Source organism: Dongia mobilis (assembly GCF_004363235.1).
In the GTDB taxonomy this organism is placed as follows: Bacteria; Pseudomonadota; Alphaproteobacteria; order Dongiales; family Dongiaceae; genus Dongia; species Dongia mobilis.
Genome location: NZ_SNYW01000009.1, coordinates 48,451 through 67,366, shown reverse-complemented (window position 1 = coordinate 67,366; position 18,916 = coordinate 48,451). Strand labels below are relative to the sequence as shown.

Genomic DNA, 18,916 nt, shown 5'->3' with positions numbered 1-18,916 from the left:
CCGGATTGGACAGAAAGGAGAGTTTTCGGCCATGCTTGGCGCATGATAGAGCAATCCGCCCCCCGGCCGCTCCGGATCCGCCTCGTGGCGCTGCCGGAGACGACACCCTCCTCGCTCTACAGCCTGTTGGAGGTGCTTTCGGCCGTGGGCACCATCTGGCCGGAAATGACCGGGGAGCCGCCGGCGGGGCGCCTTTTTGACGTGGCCATCATCGCCCAGGCGCGTGACCCACTGACCTGCGCCCTGGGGGTCACGGTCACGCCCCAGCTGGCATTCCACGAACCGGATCAGGCCGACATCGCAATCGTGACCGACCTTGCCGTCGACCCGGCGCATGAACCCCGGGGAAGATGGCCGGAAGCGGCCGAATGGCTGCGGCGCCAATACGCGGGTGGCGCCACGATCTGCTCGGTCTGCACCGGTTCCCTGCTTCTGGCGGGTGCCGGCCTGCTGGATGGCCTGGAGGCAACCACGCATTGGAGTGCGGCCGAGCAGTTTGCCCGATGCTTCCCGGATGTCATCCTGCGTCCGGAGCGAATTCTGGTGCCGGCCGGCACCGAGCATCGCGTGGTAACCAGTGGTGGTGCTGCATCCTGGGAGGAGTTGGCCCTATACCTCATCACCCGGTTCAGTAGCCCGGAGGAAGCGGTGCGCGCTGCCAAGCTCTTTGTCCTTGGCGACCGCAGCGAAGGGCAGTTGCCCTTCGCCACCCTTGGCCGGCCAAAAAGCCATGAGGATGCCGTTATTGCCGATGCCCAGACCTGGCTGGCCGACAACTACGATCAGGCCTTCCCGGTGGCCGCCATGGTGGCGCGCGCTGGCCTGCCGGAACGCACCTTCGCCCGCCGCTTCAAGGCGGCGACCGGATATGCCCCGGTCGACTATGTCCAGGCGCTGCGGATCGAGGAGGCCAAGCAGCTTCTGGAAACCAGCGACACGGCGACCGACCTGGTCGGCATGGCGGTCGGCTATGACGATCCGGCGCACTTCCGCCGCCTGTTCAAACGCCGCACCGGGACGACGCCTTCCCGCTACCGGCAGCGCTTCCAGGGCCTGACCAGACAGCCGGGTACGGCTTGAAATCCGCCCTTCCCGCCGGAAGAATCGCCGCTAGAATGCCCACCGGAAATCGGGCCAGAGACCGCCCAGAACCCACGCAAGGACCAGATCATGAGCCAGGATGCCGCCGCCCTGAAAGGCAATTGGAACTACCCCACCTCGGTCAAATTCGGCTGCGGCCGGATCAAGGAGCTGCCGGACCATTGCCGGGCGCTGGGCCTCAAGCGTCCGCTCCTGGTGACCGATCCGGGTCTTGCCGGCCTCCCCATGATCAAGGATGCCATCGCCCGCAACGAGGCGGCCGGCATCCCGACCGGCCTCTTCTCCGACATCCAGGGCAACCCGATCGGCAAGAATGTCGAGGACGGCCTCAAGGTCTATCGCGACGGCAAGCATGACGGGGTCATCGCCTTCGGCGGCGGTTCGGCCCTCGACGCCGCCAAGACCATCGCCTTCATGACCGGCCAGACCCGGCCGATGTGGGATTTCGAGGATATCGGCGATTGGTGGACCCGCGCCGACCCCGCCGGCATTGCCCCGATCATCGCCGTGCCGACGACTTCCGGAACCGGTTCCGAGGTCGGCCGCGCCAGCGTCATCACCGACGAGACCACCCATACCAAGAAGATCATCTTCCACCCGAAGATGCTGCCCTCGATCGTCATCGACGACCCCGAGCTCACCGTCGGCCTGCCGCCCCATGTGACGGCGGCGACCGGCATGGACGCGCTCTCCCACTGCCTCGAAGCCTATTGCGCGCCGGGCTATCATCCGCTCGCCGACGGTATCGCCCTAGAGGGCATGCGCCTGGTCCAGGAGAACCTGCCGCTGGCGGTCAAGGACGGCAAGAACCTGGTGGCCCGCGCCAACATGATGGCGGCGGCCAGCATGGGCGCCACCGCCTTCCAGAAGGGCCTCGGCGGCATGCATGCGATCAGCCATCCGCTGGGTGCGCTCTACAATACCCATCACGGCCTCACCAATGCGGTCGTCATGCCCTATGTGCTGGATTTCAACCGCAAGGCCATCGAGGAGCGGATGACCCGCCTCGCCCGCTTCCTGGGCCTGGCCAATCCCGGATTCGATGCCGTGCAGAAATGGGTCCTCGATCTCCGCAGGGAGATCGGCATCCCGCACACGCTGAAGGAGATCGGCGTCGACGACAAGCGCGTCGACGAAGTGGCCAAGATGGCGGAAGCCGACCCGTCGGCCGGCGGCAACCCGATCAAGGTCGGCGCCAAGGAACTCGGCCTTATCTTCGTCAACGGGTTGAACGGCAAGCTGGCGGCCTGAAATTCTTGCGCGTCATACCCGGGCTTGCTCCGGGGTATGATGGCGGACGGGTGAAAGCAAAACGGCCGGGCAACTGCCCGGCCGTTCGCCTTCAAGGAACATTCGTCATCATATCGCTACCACGGGGTCGCGGGAAACAATTCATCGCGCAGCGCCGAAACATCCGTTGCGCGTTCATAGATGAGTCGATACTCCGCAACCTGAACGTCCGAAGGACTCCATTCTTTCAGGTACAGGTCTGGCGGATAGATGGCCTCTGTAGCACCAGGCGCGTTGCAGGTCAGTTGCAATTCTATGCTGAACGGAACGGTTGGTGTGGCAGGACTGGATCCCGTTTCCCCGGCGTCCTGTTCCACTTCCAGAAGAAGGCGGAATGCAAGCGGCCAAGAATTGACGGTCCCGGATTCTCGAACCCAAACGTTTCGATATTCTGCAACGAGTTCCTTCTCGACATCAGCAAAGATCGAGCGACAACTCTATATCGTAAAAGGCCCGCCAGAAATTGTAGCGGCAGAGTAAACAGCAATTTCCGCCGCTACTTGTGGTTTCCCCGGCTGCGTGTACCACGCAAAATAACGCCCGTCCCTTTGCTCAACGCCATTGCGAAGCAGGTGGCCGATGGCAGGTGGGAAATGGGCACTCAGTGCCCCTGACGTCAATTCACCTGCCTTCTCGCCCTTGGTCAGATCGCCCTGCGGGGTCGCTTGACAGCCATAAAGCGCGAGAGTGACGGCAATCGTTCCGCAACGTATGAAGTTTACCGTATGCAAAGGCGGCTCGTCCCAGTCAACTATTCATGCATCATCTCAAAGATATACTCGCACCAATACGAGTGTCAGGATAGGTGGCATCACATGGACGCCTCGGAAAACAAAACGGCCAGGCAAGCGCCTGGCCGTTTTCGTTTCTGCAACTGGTGGGCGATGACGGACTCGAACCGCCGACATTCTCGGTGTAAACGAGACGCTCTACCAACTGAGCTAATCGCCCTTCCAGTGCCCGCGCCGCGAGGCGGCGCCAATAAACCCTAGTTGATCGCGTCCTTGAGGCCCTTGCCGGCCTTGAACTTCGGCTGCTTGGACGCGGGAATCTGGATCTCTTCGCCGGTGCGCGGATTGCGGCCGACCGAGGCCTCGCGCTTGGCGACATGGAAACTGCCGAATCCGACGATGCGCACTTCCTGCTCGGCCTTCAGCGACTTGGTGATGGCATCGAAGACCGCGTCGACAGCCTTGGCGGCATCCGCTTTGGCGAGGCCGGTGTCCTGGGCGACTTCGGCGATAAGATCGTTCTTGTTCACGGAGAAACCCCTTCTGTCTCTTCTTGAATTTTGCGGAGGCCAGTGCGCCCATCCCCTAAGCGTCGGCGGGCGGATATTAGAACCGCGCGCCCCCAAAAAGCAATCGCGGCGCCCACGCTTTTTTGTGCAGGCACCGCGATTTTATCGAGTTAAATCAACGCGGCGAGAACAGCCGTGTCAGAGACAAGCCGGATCAGTGGGTCACAATGCCCCGGTCGTCATCGTCCTTGCCCACCGGATGATCGACCTCGGGCGGTTCCACCCACTCGATCGGAGTGAGCGGCGAGACCAGTGCGTTCTTCAGCACCTCATCGACGGCGCTCACCGGGATGATCTCCAGACCCTTCTTCACATTGTCCGGGATCTCGGCCAAATCCTTCTCGTTCTCGGAGGGGATGAGGACCGTCTTGATGCCGGCGCGCAGTGCCGCCAGCAGCTTTTCCTTAAGGCCGCCGATCGGCAGGACGCGCCCGCGCAGGGTGACCTCGCCGGTCATGGCAACGTCACGGCGCACCGGTACACCGGTAAGGACCGAGACGATCGTGGTCACCATGGCGATGCCGGCCGATGGACCGTCCTTCGGCGTCGCGCCTTCCGGCACGTGGACGTGGATGTCCTTGCGGTTGAAGAGGGTCGGCTTGATGCCGAACTCGATCGACCGCGACTTCACGAAGGATTCGGCCGCCTGGACCGATTCCTTCATCACGTCACCCAGCTTGCCGGTGGCGATGACGCGGCCCTTGCCGGGCACGGTCACGGCCTCGATGGTGAGGATGTCGCCGCCCACTTCCGTCCAGGCGAGGCCCGTGGTCACGCCCACCATGTCGGTGAGCTCGGCCTCGCCGTAGCGGAACTTGCGCACGCCGGCATATTTGCCGAGGTTGCGGCGGTTGATCGTCACCTTCTTGAGATTCTTCATCAGAATCTCTTTGATCGATTTGCGCGCCAGGTTGGCGATCTCGCGTTCCAAGTTGCGGACGCCGGCCTCGCGCGTGTAGTAGCGCACGAGGTCGCGGATGGCGTCCTCGGACAGTACCCACTCGCCTTTCTTCAGGCCGTGGTCCTTGATCTGCTTCGGCACCAGGTGCCGCTGCGCGATCTCGACCTTCTCGTCCTCGGTATAGCCAGGGATGCGGATGATCTCCATGCGGTCCAGCAGCGGCTGCGGCATGCGGAGGCTGTTGGCCGTGGTGATGAACATGACATCCGACAGGTCGTAATCGACCTCGAGGTAATGGTCGTTGAAGTTGATGTTCTGTTCCGGATCAAGGACCTCGAGCAGGGCCGATGACGGGTCGCCGCGCCAATCGGCACCCAGCTTGTCGATCTCGTCCAGCAGGAACAGCGGGTTCGACGACTTCGCCTTCTTCATCGCCTGGATGATCTTGCCGGGCATCGAGCCGATATAGGTGCGCCGGTGGCCGCGGATCTCGGCCTCGTCACGCACGCCGCCCAGGCTGATGCGCGAGAAGTTGCGCCCGGTGGCACGGGCGATCGACTTGCCGAGCGAGGTCTTGCCGACGCCGGGCGGGCCGACGAGGCACAGGATCGGCCCCTTGATCTTCTTCTGGCGCTGCTGCACGGCCAAGTATTCGAGGATGCGCTCCTTGACCTTCTCGAGGCCGTAATGGTCCTCGTTCAGCACCTTCTCGGCCAGCTTGATGTCGCGCTTGACCTTGGTCGGCTTGTTCCAGGGAATCGACAGAATCCAGTCGAGATAGTTGCGCACGACCGTCGCTTCCGCCGACATCGGGCTCATGCTGCGCAGCTTCTTGACCTCGGCCTGGGCCTTCTCGGCGGCTTCCTTCGAGAGCTTGGTCTTCTTGATCCGCTCTTCGATCTCGGCCACCTCGTCGCGGCCTTCCTCGCCCTCGCCGAGTTCCTTCTGAATGGCCTTCATCTGCTCGTTCAGATAGTACTCGCGCTGGGTCTTCTCCATCTGGCGCTTGACCCGACTGCGGATGCGCTTCTCGACCTGCAGCACGCCGATCTCGCCTTCCATGAAGGCATAAACCTTCTCCAGCCGCTCGGCGACCGAGCCGCATTCCAGGATCTCCTGCTTCTCGGGGATCTTGAGGGCGAGGTGCGAGGCGACCGTATCGGCCAGCTTGGCCGGGTCCTCGATCTGGTTGATCGAGACCAGCACCTCGGGCGGGATCTTCTTGTTGAGCTTGATGTACTGCTCGAACTGCGAGACGACCGAACGGGCCAGGGCCTCGATCTCCTTGGCGTCATGCGGCGCGTCCTTGAGGACCGTCGCCTCGGCCACGAAGAACTGGTCGTTGTCGACCAGCTTGGTGATGCGCGCGCGCTCGCCGCCCTCGACCAGCACCTTCACGGTGCCGTCGGGCAGCTTGAGGAGCTGCAGCACGGTGCCGACCGTGCCCACTTCATAGATATCGCCGGGGCCCGGATCATCCTGGGCGGCGTTCTTTTGCGTCGCCAGCAGGATCTGCTTGTCGTCCTTCATCACGTCTTCGAGGGCACGGACCGATTTCTCGCGGCCGACGAAAAGCGGCACGATCATGTGCGGGAAGACGACAATGTCGCGCAGCGGCAGGACGGGATAATTCTGGGTCTTTTCCGGTGTATCAGACATATCGATTCATGCGCCTTTCTTGCTGGCGGCAGACTATCCCTGGGACCCACTGGCCGCAACCTTGCGCCGTTAGCCTCGCTCCTTCCCGCCACACCCTGGGGATGCTTTCTCGGTGACAGGAAGTCTCGGGTAGTACCACGTTTCCGTTAATAATTTGGAGTAACTGCGTTGCCATTCAAGGGCGCTGCGGCGCAAGAAACATGCCGCTGATTTTGCAGGATATTTTTTGTCGTCCGGGCGACCAATTGGACCGGCGTGACCGCGACTCCGGCGATTCCGGTTGCCGGCGGCGCAGAATCCGCAGTGCTAGTCGCAATTGGAGAGGGGCCGCGCCAGCCGACGCAGCCCCTCTGCCGAGCAATAATGTCCTGGTTCAGGCGCCGGTCGAAACGTCGCCGCGACGGTCGGTATAGATGTAAAGCGGCTTGGCTTTGCCCTCGACGACTTCCCGGCTGATGACGATAGCTTCGACGCCATCCAAGCCCGGCAGGTCGAACATCGGCTCCAGCAGGATGGATTCCATGATGGAGCGCAAGCCGCGCGCGCCGGTCTTGCGGGCGATCGCCTTGCGCGCGATGGCGCCCAGTGCATCCTCGGCAAATTCGAGGCGCACATCCTCCATCTCGAACAGGCGCTGGTACTGCTTCACCAGCGCGTTCTTGGGCTCCGTCAGGATCTTCACCAGCGCCGGTTCGTCGAGATCCTCCAGCGTCGCCACGACGGGCAAGCGGCCGACGAATTCTGGAATGAGACCGAATTTCAGCAGGTCCTCCGGTTCGACCTCCTTCAGGATCTCGCCCGTGCCGCGCTCGTCGGGACCGCGTACGTCAGCACCAAAGCCGATGGCAGAGCCCGAACGGCCGCGCTGGCCGATGATCCGGTCGAGGCCGGCAAAGGCGCCGCCGCAGATGAACAGGATGTTGGTGGTGTCGACCTGCAGGAATTCCTGCTGCGGATGCTTGCGTCCGCCCTGGGGCGGCACGGAGGCAACGGTCCCCTCCATGATCTTCAGCAGCGCCTGCTGCACACCCTCGCCCGACACATCGCGGGTGATCGAGGGGTTGTCCGACTTGCGGCTGATCTTGTCGACTTCGTCGATATAGACGATGCCCCGCTGCGCGCGCTCGACATTGTAGTCGGCGGCCTGCAGCAGCTTGAGGATGATGTTCTCCACATCCTCGCCGACATAGCCGGCTTCGGTCAGCGTCGTGGCATCGGCCATGGTGAAGGGCACGTCGATGATGCGCGCCAGGGTCTGTGCCAGCAGCGTCTTGCCGCAACCCGTCGGGCCGACCAGCAGGATGTTCGACTTCGCCAGTTCGACGTCGTTGTTCTTGCCGAGATGCGCCAGGCGCTTGTAGTGGTTGTGGACCGCCACGCTAAGGATGCGCTTGGCATGCGCCTGGCCGATCACGTAATCGTCCAGCACCTTGCAGATATCCTTGGGGCTGGGCACGCCATCGCGGGACTTGACCAGGGTGGTCTTGTGCTCCTCGCGGATGATGTCCATGCAAAGCTCGACGCATTCGTCGCAGATGAACACCGTCGGGCCGGCGATGAGCTTGCGCACCTCGTGCTGGGACTTGCCGCAGAAGGAGCAATAGAGGGTATTCTTGGAATCACCGCTGGCGGATTTGTTCATTTCCGATCCATTCGAGCTTGGGGCAAGCTTGATTCAATTCGATGAATCGCCCCGTCAAGAGCCAATTTAGCCCCCGCCTTTCCATCAGCACAACGGCTTTCTGCGGCCGGCGGCGCCATTGGCGGGCCCACGGCCGGGGCGGAGGGCCATTCTGCACCACGCACCACCCCTGGCCGGACTTCAACCAGTCGTCATTTTAGGCCGGCTTCGTCCACAAATGGTTAAGGCCCGACCTGCCAAAAAAGGCGAGCCGGGCCATACTCTTAGCCAGACCGGGGGCTTGCGAGCCTCAGCTACGCCTTGTCCTTCGCCGCGTCGGCGGCCTCGCGCTGGATCACGACCTCGTCGATCAGGCCGAATTCCTTGGCCTCCTCCGGGGTCATGTAGCGGTCGCGTTCCATCGCGTTCTCGATGGTGGCGAGGTCCTGGCCGGTATGTTTCACATAGATCTTGTTGAGCCGATCGCGGGTGCGCAGGATTTCCTTGGCGTGGATCTCGATATCCGTCGCCTGGCCCTGATACCCGCCCGAGGGCTGATGGATCATGATGTTGGAGTGCGGCAGGCTGAAGCGCTTGCCCTTGGCGCCGGCGGTCAGAAGCAGCGAGCCGGCGGACGCCGCCAGGCCGATGCAGACGGTCGACACTTCCGGCTTGATGTACTGCATGGTGTCGTACATCGCGAGGCCGGAGGAAACCACGCCGCCAGGCGAGTTGATGTAGATCGAGATCTCCTTGCTCGGATTCTCGGATTCGAGAAACAGGAGCTGCGCACAGACAACGCTGGCCATGCCGTCATTGACCGGCCCCACCAGGAAGATGATTCGTTCCTTGAGCAGGCGCGAATAGATGTCATAGGAGCGTTCGCCGCGGTTGGTCTGCTCGACCACCATCGGCACGAGGTAATTGTTGTAAATCTCGACGGGATCGCGGTCTCTCATTTTCCACTCTCAAAGACATTGTCCGCGGCCAGGCATGACGCGCCCGGCGACTCACGTTTGGCCGATCTTAGCGAGCGGAGAGGTTCTGGCAAACCGTTCCGGCGATGAGCCCGGAACGGTCGCCACCCGGCTGGACTGATCAGTCGCGCCGGCCCTTCAGTTCCGCCTCGCCCTCCTCGGCGAACTTCTCGGGCGAAACCTTGCGCTCATTGACCTTGGCCCGCTCGAGGATGAAATCGACCACCTTCTCCTCGTAGAGCGGCGCGCGGAGCTGGTTGAGCGCTTCGGGCGAGCGCTGATAGTACTCGATCACCTGCTGCTGCTGGCCCGGATAGCGCTGCGCCTCCTGGATCAGGGCGCGGCTCAGTTCCTCGTTCGGTACCTGGATATTGTTGTGCCGACCGACCTCCGACAACAGCAATCCAAGCTTCACGCGGCGCGCGGCGATCTCGCGGTATTCCTTCTTGAGATCGTCTTCGGACTTGCCCTTGTCCTCCTCATCCAGCCGGTCGGCCTTCATGTCGGCCTCGATCTGTTGCCAGATGGCGCCGAACTCGGCCTCGACCAGCACTTCCGGCAGCGTGAAATCGTGCTTGTCGGCCAGAACGTCAAGCAGCTTGCGCTTTACGCGGGCGCGGGAAACCACGCCGTATTCGCGCTCGATGCGCTCGCGCGCCTGCTTCTTCAGCTCGGCGAGGTCGGCAAGGCCCAGCGACTTCGCCAGTTCGTCGTCGACCGGCACATCCTTCAGTACGCGAACCTCGTTCACGGTGATGGCGAACTCAGCTTCCTTGCCGGCAAGGTCGGAATTGCCGTATTCGGCCGGAAAGGTCACCTTCACGGTTTTCTTGTCGCCCTTCTTCACGCCGACCAGCTGTTCTTCAAAGCCGGGGATGAAGGCGCCGGAGCCCAGTTCCAGGTAATGACCGTCGGCCTTGCCGCCCTGGAACTCGACGCCACCGATCGACCCCACGAAGTCGATCACGGCGATGTCGCCATTCTTTGCCACATAGTCATCCGCCGCCGCTTCCGACGAGCGCTGGCGCTTGGCAATTCGGTTGAGGCTGTCATCCACCTCGTTGTCGGGCACCTCGACGACGACGCGCTCCAGGCTGATCGTGGTGAAATCCATCGGGGTGATGTCGGGAATCACTTCCAGGGCGACCGAGAATTCCAGATCGGCCTCCGGCTTGAACTCGCCGATCAGTTCGACCTTGGGCTGGCTGGCAGGGCGCAGGCTGCGCTCGGTCATCAGCTGCTGGGAGCTCTGTTGGACGCTCTCTTCCAGCACCTCGCCCATCACTGCCGTCTCATAACGCTGCTTCAGCAGGGTCATCGGCACCTTGCCGGGGCGGAAACCCGGAATCCGAAGCTTCTGGCCAAGCTCGTTCAGCTTGCCGTCGACCTTGCTGCGCAACTGGGACGCCGGGATCGCGATCTTGTATTCGCGCTTGAGGCCCTGGTTCAGGGTTTCGGTGACCTGCATGACTGTACACTTTCAGACTTTGAGGTTTATCGATCGGCGCTGGTGGGGCCGGCGGACTCGTCCCGGCGCTCGCTGCGACCGCTTGCCGGCAGGATCTTGCGCGAAACATGATCGCGCCAGGATCACGGACGAAACTTGGTGCGGGCGGAGGGATTTGAACCCACACGACTTGCGTCACGGGAACCTAAATCCCGCGCGTCTACCAATTTCGCCACGCCCGCAAAGGTCGAAGGGAGCCGCCAAAGCATAGCCCGCGGCCCCGGCGCAGTACCGGGTCCGGGCCGGGGATGTAACCCACCTAAACCCGCGTCACAAGAGAAAAAGGAACCTGCCGAAGGAGCCCCCTTCCGGCCACTGACGCACTGCACGGAAAACCCGCATGCATGGCGGACATCGACCGGCCAGCCGGCCGGCAGACGAATCTCAATAAATTGGTATAATAAATTGTTTTTAAAATATAAAATCATACTTCGGCGATCAACCGCCGGATTCCGGGGATCTGTTCCGGCAGGTCCTCGGCGATGAGCCCTGGGCCGGCGGCAAAGCCGGCTTCACTATGAAACCAGACGGCGGCGGCGGCGGCTTCGAAGGCCGGCATGCGCTGTGCGAGCAGGCCAAGCACCAATCCTGCCAGCACATCGCCGGAACCGGCCGTGGCCAGATGCGGCGAGGCCTCGCGATTGACCAGGACGCGCCCGCTCACACCATCATGCCGCAGAATGGGGCAGGCAATCACGGTATCACTTCCCTTCAGCACGATGGTGGCGCCCGAGCGTTGCGCCGCCTGCTGCGCCCGGGCAGCCTTGCCCAGTTCGGGCCCGAGATCGGGGAAAAGGCGAGCAAATTCCCCCTCGTGAGGAGTCAGCACGACATCAGGCCGGCCGAGCACGAACAAGTCCTGCGGGCGATCGGCAAAGGCCGTCAGGCCACCACCATCGACGACGACGGGGCGGCCGCCGGCCAGCGCATTGAGCACTGCCTCGCGGGTGCCGGCATCGGGCGTCATGCCGGAACCGACCAGAACCGCCGATATCCTGCTGTCCAGGAGGATTTCGACCAGATCCTCCGGGCGGCCGAGAGGCCGTGCAATCAGCCCCGGCTGGTCGGCCATGAAGAGCGGCAGAGCCTCAGCCGGCGCCGCCACGGTCAGCATGCCGGCGCCGATCCGCCTCGCTGCGCGGGCGGCGAGCCGCCCGGCGCCCGACATCGCCGCGCTCCCGATCACGAGCGCATGGCCTCGGCTGTATTTGTGGTCCATTGCCCCGGGTCGGGGCAGGCAAAGAATCCAGCTTGCCGGCCCGTTGCAGCGGATATCGGGGCCACCCGCCTGCTGGCCGGCCCGACCGCTCGCCTCGTCGAAAGCCAGGGGCACCACTTCCAAGGCGCCGGCATGAAGCCGCCCAGGCAGCAGCAAATGCCCAGGTTTCAGCCAGCCGAACGTTACGGTCTGGCGTGCCAGCATCGCTGCACCCATCACCAGGCCGGTATCCGAACTGACGCCGCTTGGCATGTCGACTGCCACAACCATCGCACCCGCTTCCCGACAGCGATTGACGGCCGCGGCAGCGGCGCCGTCAAGGCTGCGGTCCAGTCCAATACCGAACAGAGCATCGACCACAAGCGCGTTGGGCTGAACGGCGGTTTCGAGATTGGCGGCGTCGAGCGCCAGCCACTGACCCTGCCAGCCCGCCGCCGCCCTGGCCGCATCGCCGCGATAGGCCTCGATCGGCCGCAGCGCCAGCAATGTCACCCCGCACCCCTGTCGGCGCAGCGCTTCTGCGGCAATGAAGCCGTCGCCGCCATTGTTGCCCGGCCCGCACAGGACGACGACATCCCGGCCTGGCCAATGCCGTGCGACATGGCCGGCAACAGCTTCCCCGGCTCCGCACATGAGTGCGAAGCTGTCGACACCATGCTGGAACAGATGCTGTTCGGCGGCACGCATCTGCGCCGCGGTCAGGACACGGTCGCCGGGGCCGGATGGGTCTGCTTTGGCGGTTGTCGATGTCGCGGCCATCGCGACAGCTCAGTTGATCACGCTGCGGCAGAATTGCTCGCTATACCGTGCCCGGATCCGGTCGCACATGGCCTGGGCATCCTTGAGTGCGGGGAAATCGCCGACATAAATGCGGTAGTGATGTCCCTCCTCGCTGCTCCCCACCACGAATGGCCGGATCTCGAAGGCAAGGTTGTCGAGCATCGGCCGGTATTTGCCGACCAGGTTGCTGTATTCGTTGCGGGCGGATTCCGGCGTGTTCCGCTCGCCCAGCCAGATACGGAAGACCTTGGCCCTTGGCGACAGGATTTCACCAAGCGGCAAAAGGGCGACGACACCCTCCGGCTCAATCGCCTCTTCCGCTTCACCCGCTTCTTCCGCTACTTCGCCGTCAACCGGCTCGTCTTCTGTGCCGGTTGCCTCCTCGGCGACGACTTCCTCGGATGCCGCGTCGCCTAATTCGGCCGCCGGCAGCGTCGCGCCGTCCTGCCCGTCTTCCGGTACGTCGACGGTGGCCATGCCAGTCGCTTCGGCGACGGTCTCATCGGTTTCGGCGACCTGCTCGTGGGTGTCGGCTGCGTCCGTTGACGACGCCGCTTGGCCATCCGCCTCGGGTACCGGCGATGTGGCTGTGGCCGCCTCGCTCGCTTCTTCGTCCGTCGCGGGGGCCGTATCGGCCGTCTCTTGTTCGGCGGTGAGGTCGCCTTCCACTGGAACCAAAGCCGCCGCCGCAGATTGATCGCCATGATCGCCGGGTTCGGAATCCGCCGCTGCTGCTTCCGCGTTACCGTCATCTGGCGCCGCCTCAGCCGGAGCTGCCGGCACTGCTGTTTCGGACGCAGAAGCGTCTTGCGCCTCTCGCGCCACCGTTGTCTTGGGTTTCGGCAATTCCGTCAGCCTCTGGCGGGCCAGCAGATTGCCGGAGGCGGCCGCCTTTTCGAGCCAGTAATATGCCTGATCGGGATTCTGCGTGACCCCGCGGCCGGAACGGTAGAGTTCGGCAAGGTCGATCTGCGCCTCGGCAAGGCCGGCCTCCGCCGCCTTCGCAATCCAAAAGGCAGCCTGCCTGTCATCAGCCGCGACGCCGACACCCCGCGCATAGAGCAGGCCAAGATTGTACTGCGCCTGGACATTGTTGCCGTTGCCTGCCGCCGTCCACAGCTTGGCAGTCTCCGCCGGATCGCGCGTGACACCCTCGCCAAGCATGTACTGGACGCCCAAATTGTATTGGGCGGTCGCGTTGCCGCCATCCGCAGCCTGGCGCCAATAGGCAATGGCCTTGCCCTGGTCCTTGTCGACGCCACGGCCCTCAGCATACATCATGGCCAGATTGTTCATTGCAGCCGCAAAGCCCTGTTCGGCAGACGCCTCATACCATTGGCGGGCGGCGGCAATATCCTGCTTTGTCCCGCGGCCGCTTTCCAGCAGCAGGCCAAGGCCATGCTGCGCCCGCTTGTCCCCCGCCAGCGCCGCCTTCTGCCATTCTGCGTAGGCCTGTTCGAAGGCACCCGCATTGAAGGCGTCAAGGCCGGCGCGGTAATCGGCCCGCGCAGGGAACGTACCGGCGGCGAGCGACAGGCAGAGGCCAACCACCGCGATGCGAATGCAATGCAGCAGCCTAGATCGTGGCGGGAAAGGTCGACTCCGGTTCATGTTCGTTAATATGACGCCCGACGATCCAGGGCGCAACGCGGCCGCTGGCTCGGCTGCATGCGTGGTGGTGGGCATTGGCTCCGGATCCGAGGGCGAATCTGCCGGCGAGCCTTCCAGCGGTATCCGGATCAGTGGCGCACGCTTCTTCCCGGATCGGCCGTACCGCTCAGGTTCAGTCGGGCCGCTGGCGCCAATGGTCCGGCATGGTGGTGGACCATGCGCCAATCCCTTCCCGCCCTGACAAAGACGTTCGTGCACGAAAATTGGGCCGAGCCCAAGAGCTCGATCCCGCAAACGATGCCGGTCTCCCCCCATTCGGCCGATTGCAGCAGCATGAAGACGATGTCAGAGGCCCCGCCCTGGCCGAGGATGTCCTGCCAGCTGCTCAGGACCTGCTCCCGGTCAACAATTGGGGGCCAGCCCGGGTGACAGCAAAAAGCCGGGCCGTTTCCCGCCCATAGCGCCTGCATGGCACTGATATCGCCCGTGGTGAAGGCACGATAGAAGGCGTCATTGGCGGCAAGCAGCCCGCCCGGCTCCGCATCTGACATGGCTGGGGTCCTGGTCCAGGGTGGGGCCCAGTCTACCCCTTGATGTTGCCACCGCCACCGTTCTGATTTCCGCCGCCACCTTCGGTGCCGCCTTCTGTTCCCCCCTGACCGCCTCTGCCGCGGCTTGTACCGTCGCCCCGGCCGCCATCTCGATCGACACCGGGCTCTGTTCCACCCCCGGTTTCATCCCCTTCGGCATCCGGCAGACCGGCGGCAACGACATCATCGGTCATCGCGCGGACCGGGGCCCGGCTCATTTCGCAGTTCGCCCTGACCAGCCCGCGCATGCCGGACATCAGCAACTGCCCCCCACCCGACCGGCAGGCACTCACCTCAACGGCGCCGGAGATCACGTTCACCTCGGTGCTGCCATCCGGCCAGACGAAGATGACCAGTTCCGTGCCGCGGATGACCATCGTCGTGGTTGGCGTGTTCAGCCTGACGTTTTCCTCGGTGGTCATTGTGCCGCCGACATAGCGAAACGCGCCAACGGCAAAATTGACGGTGCCGGCTCCTTCGCCGCTGCCGGGATCATAGACGAAGTCGTCCAGACGAACTTCGGCACCGGGACCGATGTCGATGCGCGTAAGGTCAAGGAATTCCAGCGCCGTCATCGCTTTCGACCCGGTTCTGACCGTATCCAGCGCGAATACCGGATCGCGAAAGTCGATCCTGTGGAAATTCTGGCCTTGTTCCGGGCGCGCCACGGCGCCGCGGTATTCCGGCAGGATAACCTGGCCAATCTGCCGGCTGCCTTGTGCCAAGGCGTCGGCAGGAGGCAAGCTGCCGGCGGCAACGGCAAGCAAGGGCAGAAACAGAGCGAACGGCGCCATGCGGCGCCAGCAGAAGTCGGCCGTTTTCATAACAGATCCTGTGATGCGAACTTGTCGTTCGTCGGATGATTGACTGACTGATCAGTCGATTTTGCCCCGGGCGCGGTTCAATGCGGGCTCACGGCCGCGCCGAGAGAATGCGCGGGCGACCGTCATTCATACATGATCGGCAGACTGTCCCAATCGCCGGCGACCGCCGGTTCGCCGGCCAGGGAGGCCAGCAACAATTCGGGGGTCCGTTCCGGCAGGTGGTCCATCAGCAGGATGCAACCGATCCCCCACAACGCCAGCCAATGCCGATAGCGGGTAAGCATGCTCTTCGGTCCCTCTAGCCCGGCCCGATGCCGGGGCCATGCAATTGCGTACTGAAGTGAATTTGGCGCATCCGCTGGAAAAACGAAGTGACTGGGCGCACAGGTGGTCGTATTGGAGATCGCACCACCGCCCGAAATCGAGCTCGCGGCATGTTTTCTATTATATTTCAATTTGTTAATTTTTCCCTAGCGCTGCAATTGACGGCCTTTGCAGGCCCCTTGACCGAATTTCTTTTGCGCCGCAACATCCTCGCCGACACCCGCCTGCCCGCTAGCCGGCAAGGTTAAGAAGCGCGAAAGGACCTCGTTGAATGATCGGCCGCCTCAATCACGTCGCCATTGCCGTCCCGGACCTTGCCCAGGCCGCCTCTCTCTACCGCGACACGTTGGGCGCCAAGGTCTCCGACCCGGTGCCGCAGCCGAAGCATGGTGTCACCGTGGTCTTTGTCGAACTGCCGAATACCAAGATCGAGTTGCTGCATCCGTTAGGCGAGGCGTCGCCGATCGCCGGCTATCTCGAACGCAACCCGAGTGGTGGCATTCACCATGTCTGCTACGAGGTTGACGATATTCTCGCCGCCCGGGACCAGATGAAGGCCAAGGGTGCGCGCGTGCTGGGCGACGGCAACCCCAAGATCGGTGCCCATAACAAACCGGTCCTCTTCCTCCATCCCAAGGATTTCCTGGGCACATTGGTCGAACTGGAACAGGCCTAGCGCACATCAACCGGGAAATGCCGAATCATGTCCGCCATTGCCACGCAGTTCTTCATCTTTCTCATCATCTGGTGGCTGGCTCTGTTCGCGGTCCTGCCCTGGGGTATCAGGCGACAGGAGAATGACGAGGCCGGGCACGACCCTGGCGCTCCGGCAAACCCGCATCTGGGCCGCAAGGCCCTGATCACGACCGGTGTCGCGCTCGTCGTTTGGGGCGCCTTCTTTGTTGCCTCGCAATATTTCGGGTTAAGCATCCTGGAACTTGCCGGCGTCGCTCGACCAAGCTGACGCAACCCCACGCCGGTCCATCCGGGCCGGGCGCGCGCCATGTGCTGGCGTTGCCTTCGGCAACTGGGCGATACCGAAAGCAGGGGCCAGAAACGGAAAGAGGCAGATCCATCGGATCTGCCTCTCGGACCTGAATAAACAGGTCCCCCCCACCGTAACAAAAAGACTTGTTGCCAGTCGTCCCAGAACTTGGACCGTGCGGTCTTGCATTTTTTTGCCAGCAGATTCCCTGCTGGTGGGCAGTAACCTAACCAAATTCGGCCATGATGTCACGATGGCTTTTTCGCGCCCAGAACATTGAACGGACGGCGTTTTTTGTCATGCCTCAAGCGAAAGAAACGAAACCGATTTCGAATGCGGCCAAACATGCGCATCATCCCCGGCGGCTGCTTCATCGCAAGGAGTCATGGCGGCAGCAGTTTGGACAAGGGCGCCAAGTTCGGGCTGAGCACGGCCTCGAGACGCAGGCATCCAGCGTCCAATGATGTCTATGGCCCGGGGCAAACGTCGCCTGTGTCCGGTCGAATGACCAGTGACCATCTATTGCCGGTATAGCGAAGTATAGGCGGAAACCCGCCTAAAGCCGTACAACATAACAATTTCCGGTAAGGGTATGGGGCGAGTGACGGAACTTGAATCCGCAACCTCCGGAATCACAATCCGGCGCTCTAACCAATTGAGCTACACCCGCCACCGAGGGCGCTGCCGGAGACTGGCCGGCGCGCGGTCTGCGGTGTAAACGACCCATCGGGCGGCGTCAAGGATTACGCGGGGACGGTAGCGGCACGGAAAAGCCCCTTGTCGCCTAGGTATAACAATCCGTCGCGCAGAGCCTCTCAATCGCCCATTTCCGACCTAAACTGCGGCCCTGTTCCGGGCTGGAAAACAGCGCCGGCTTAACCATTTGACCGGGGATAGACCTATGCTTCAGCTCGCCAGCGGCATGAGCCGCCTTGGAACCGAATCCGCCTTCGAGGTGCTGGCCCGTGCCAATGCCTTGCGCGCCCAGGGCCGCAGCATCGTCGCCCTGTCGATCGGCCAGCCCGATTTCCAGACCCCGGCCCACATCGTCGAAGCCGGCATCAAGGCACTGCGCGACGGCCATCACGGCTATACCCCGGCAAATGGCATTCCTGAAGTCCGCCAGGCCGTTGCCGACGACCTCAACCGCCGCCACGGCATCAATACGGTGCATCCCGACAATGTGCTGATCGTGCCGGGCGGCAAGGTCACCATGTTCTTCGCCATCATGATGTTCGGCGAGCCGGGTGCCGAGATCATCTATCCGAACCCGGGTTTCCCGATCTACGAATCGACCATCAAGTTCTCGGGTGCCACGCCGGTGCCGCTGCCGCTCCTCGAGGAGAACGGTTTCGGCTTCAAGGCCGAAGACGTGCTGTCGCGCATCACGCCGAAGACCCGCCTCATCATCGTTAACTCGCCGGCCAACCCGACCGGCGGTATCGTCGAGAAGGACGAGATCGACAAGCTGGTAAAGGGGCTCGAGAAGCACCCCAATGTTGCCATCATGTCGGACGAGATCTATTCCGAGATGCTTTATGACGGCAAGATCCACACCTCGTTCCTCAAATACCCGGAGATCGCCGACCGCCTGATCATGCTGGACGGCTGGTCGAAGACCTACGCCATGACCGGTTGGCGCATGGGTTATTCGGTCTGGCCGAAGAGCCTGATCGAGCAGGCGACGCGCTTGTGCATCAACGTGCATTCCTGCGTCAACGCCTCGGCCCAGTGGGCGGGCCTTGCCGCCCTCACCGGCCCGAAGGACGAGGTTGCGAAGATGATGGTGGCCTTCGACGAGCGCCGCCGCTTCACGGTCGCAGAGCTTAACAAGCTGCCGGGCATCTCCTGCATCACGCCCTATGGCGCGTTCTATGCCTTCCCCAATATCAAGGGCACCGGCTTCAAGTCGAAGGCGCTGGAAGTGGCGCTCCTCGACGAGGCCGGTGTCGCCAGCATCGCCGGCACCAGCTTCGGCGCCTTTGGCGAGGGCTATCTGCGCATTTCCTACGCCAATTCGATCGAGAATATCGGCGAGGCGATCAAGCGTATCGGCAGCTTCCTGGAGAAGCGCAAGGCAGCCTGATTGCGGCAAATTTCGCACCCGCGAAAAACCGGGAGCGGGGCGCCAATCGGCGCCCCGCTTCGTTTTGGGCTCGCCACCACACATTTATGTAGCTTTTTAACAAAACTCCATCCGATCAGCCGAGAGGCCCTTGCGAACGCC

15 protein-coding genes and 3 tRNA genes are annotated in these 18,916 nt (G+C 62.9%); 5 read left to right on the top strand and 13 right to left on the bottom strand.

The features are described from left to right. The first annotated feature begins 42 nt into the window (after positions 1-42). Positions 43-1,080 carry a GlxA family transcriptional regulator gene (locus A8950_RS11970; protein WP_133613914.1) on the top strand — a complete coding sequence of 346 codons (1,038 nt, stop codon included), beginning with the start codon at positions 43-45 and terminating at the stop codon, positions 1,078-1,080. A 90-nt stretch (positions 1,081-1,170) separates the two neighbouring features. Then, positions 1,171-2,352, top strand: coding sequence for an iron-containing alcohol dehydrogenase (locus A8950_RS11965; RefSeq protein WP_133613913.1), 1,182 nt, complete (start codon positions 1,171-1,173; stop codon positions 2,350-2,352). 914 nt (positions 2,353-3,266) lie between these two features. On the opposite strand, the gene A8950_RS11960 is transcribed toward A8950_RS11965, so the two are convergent. The 12 genes from A8950_RS11960 to A8950_RS19480 form a co-directional block, all read right to left on the bottom strand. Further along, positions 3,267-3,342: transfer RNA gene (locus A8950_RS11960), tRNA-Val, on the bottom strand. A gap of 37 nt (positions 3,343-3,379) precedes the next feature. Then, positions 3,380-3,652, bottom strand: a complete 273-nt coding sequence (locus A8950_RS11955; RefSeq protein ID WP_133613912.1) for an HU family DNA-binding protein — start codon at positions 3,650-3,652, stop codon at positions 3,380-3,382. 193 nt (positions 3,653-3,845) lie between these two features. Beyond that, positions 3,846-6,251, bottom strand: a complete 2,406-nt coding sequence (gene lon / locus A8950_RS11950) for an endopeptidase La (protein ID WP_133613911.1) — start codon at positions 6,249-6,251, stop codon at positions 3,846-3,848. 373 nt (positions 6,252-6,624) lie between these two features. Then, a complete protein-coding gene (gene clpX / locus A8950_RS11945; protein ID WP_133613910.1) occupies positions 6,625-7,893 on the bottom strand; it encodes an ATP-dependent Clp protease ATP-binding subunit ClpX in 1,269 nt (422 codons plus the stop codon). 293 nt (positions 7,894-8,186) lie between these two features. After that, on the bottom strand, positions 8,187-8,831 hold the full coding sequence (gene clpP / locus A8950_RS11940) for an ATP-dependent Clp endopeptidase proteolytic subunit ClpP (RefSeq protein WP_133613909.1): 645 nt from the start codon (positions 8,829-8,831) through the stop codon (positions 8,187-8,189). 139 nt (positions 8,832-8,970) lie between these two features. Next, a complete protein-coding gene (tig, locus tag A8950_RS11935) occupies positions 8,971-10,317 on the bottom strand; it encodes a trigger factor (protein ID WP_133613908.1) in 1,347 nt (448 codons plus the stop codon). A 136-nt stretch (positions 10,318-10,453) separates the two neighbouring features. Further along, positions 10,454-10,538: transfer RNA gene (locus tag A8950_RS11930), tRNA-Leu, on the bottom strand. A 242-nt stretch (positions 10,539-10,780) separates the two neighbouring features. After that, a complete protein-coding gene (locus tag A8950_RS11925; RefSeq protein WP_133613907.1) occupies positions 10,781-12,334 on the bottom strand; it encodes an NAD(P)H-hydrate dehydratase in 1,554 nt (517 codons plus the stop codon). A gap of 9 nt (positions 12,335-12,343) precedes the next feature. Continuing rightward, positions 12,344-13,966: a tetratricopeptide repeat protein gene (locus A8950_RS11920; protein WP_166645138.1), complete on the bottom strand. Its 1,623-nt coding sequence runs from the start codon at positions 13,964-13,966 to the stop codon at positions 12,344-12,346. Between the two features lie 128 nt (positions 13,967-14,094). Then, positions 14,095-14,517: a nuclear transport factor 2 family protein gene (locus tag A8950_RS11915; RefSeq protein WP_133613905.1), complete on the bottom strand. Its 423-nt coding sequence runs from the start codon at positions 14,515-14,517 to the stop codon at positions 14,095-14,097. A 32-nt stretch (positions 14,518-14,549) separates the two neighbouring features. Further along, positions 14,550-15,380 carry a FecR family protein gene (locus tag A8950_RS11910; protein WP_133613904.1) on the bottom strand — a complete coding sequence of 277 codons (831 nt, stop codon included), beginning with the start codon at positions 15,378-15,380 and terminating at the stop codon, positions 14,550-14,552. A gap of 122 nt (positions 15,381-15,502) precedes the next feature. Next, entirely contained in the window at positions 15,503-15,664 is a 162-nt protein-coding gene (locus A8950_RS19480; protein ID WP_166645137.1) for a hypothetical protein, read from the bottom strand. Positions 15,665-15,975: 311 nt separating this feature from the next. Between A8950_RS19480 and mce the strand changes: the two genes are divergently transcribed. Both mce and A8950_RS11900 read left to right on the top strand, forming a co-directional pair. Then, complete coding sequence (mce, locus tag A8950_RS11905) at positions 15,976-16,380, top strand: methylmalonyl-CoA epimerase (protein ID WP_133613903.1); 405 nt, start codon at positions 15,976-15,978, stop codon at positions 16,378-16,380. A 27-nt stretch (positions 16,381-16,407) separates the two neighbouring features. Continuing rightward, complete coding sequence (locus A8950_RS11900; RefSeq protein ID WP_133613902.1) at positions 16,408-16,668, top strand: DUF1467 family protein; 261 nt, start codon at positions 16,408-16,410, stop codon at positions 16,666-16,668. A 614-nt stretch (positions 16,669-17,282) separates the two neighbouring features. Here A8950_RS11900 and A8950_RS11895 read toward each other — a convergent pair. Beyond that, positions 17,283-17,359, bottom strand: a tRNA-His gene (locus tag A8950_RS11895). 231 nt (positions 17,360-17,590) lie between these two features. Here A8950_RS11895 and A8950_RS11890 point away from each other — a divergent pair. Further along, positions 17,591-18,775 carry a pyridoxal phosphate-dependent aminotransferase gene (locus A8950_RS11890; RefSeq protein WP_133613901.1) on the top strand — a complete coding sequence of 395 codons (1,185 nt, stop codon included), beginning with the start codon at positions 17,591-17,593 and terminating at the stop codon, positions 18,773-18,775. Positions 18,776-18,916 lie beyond the last annotated feature (141 nt).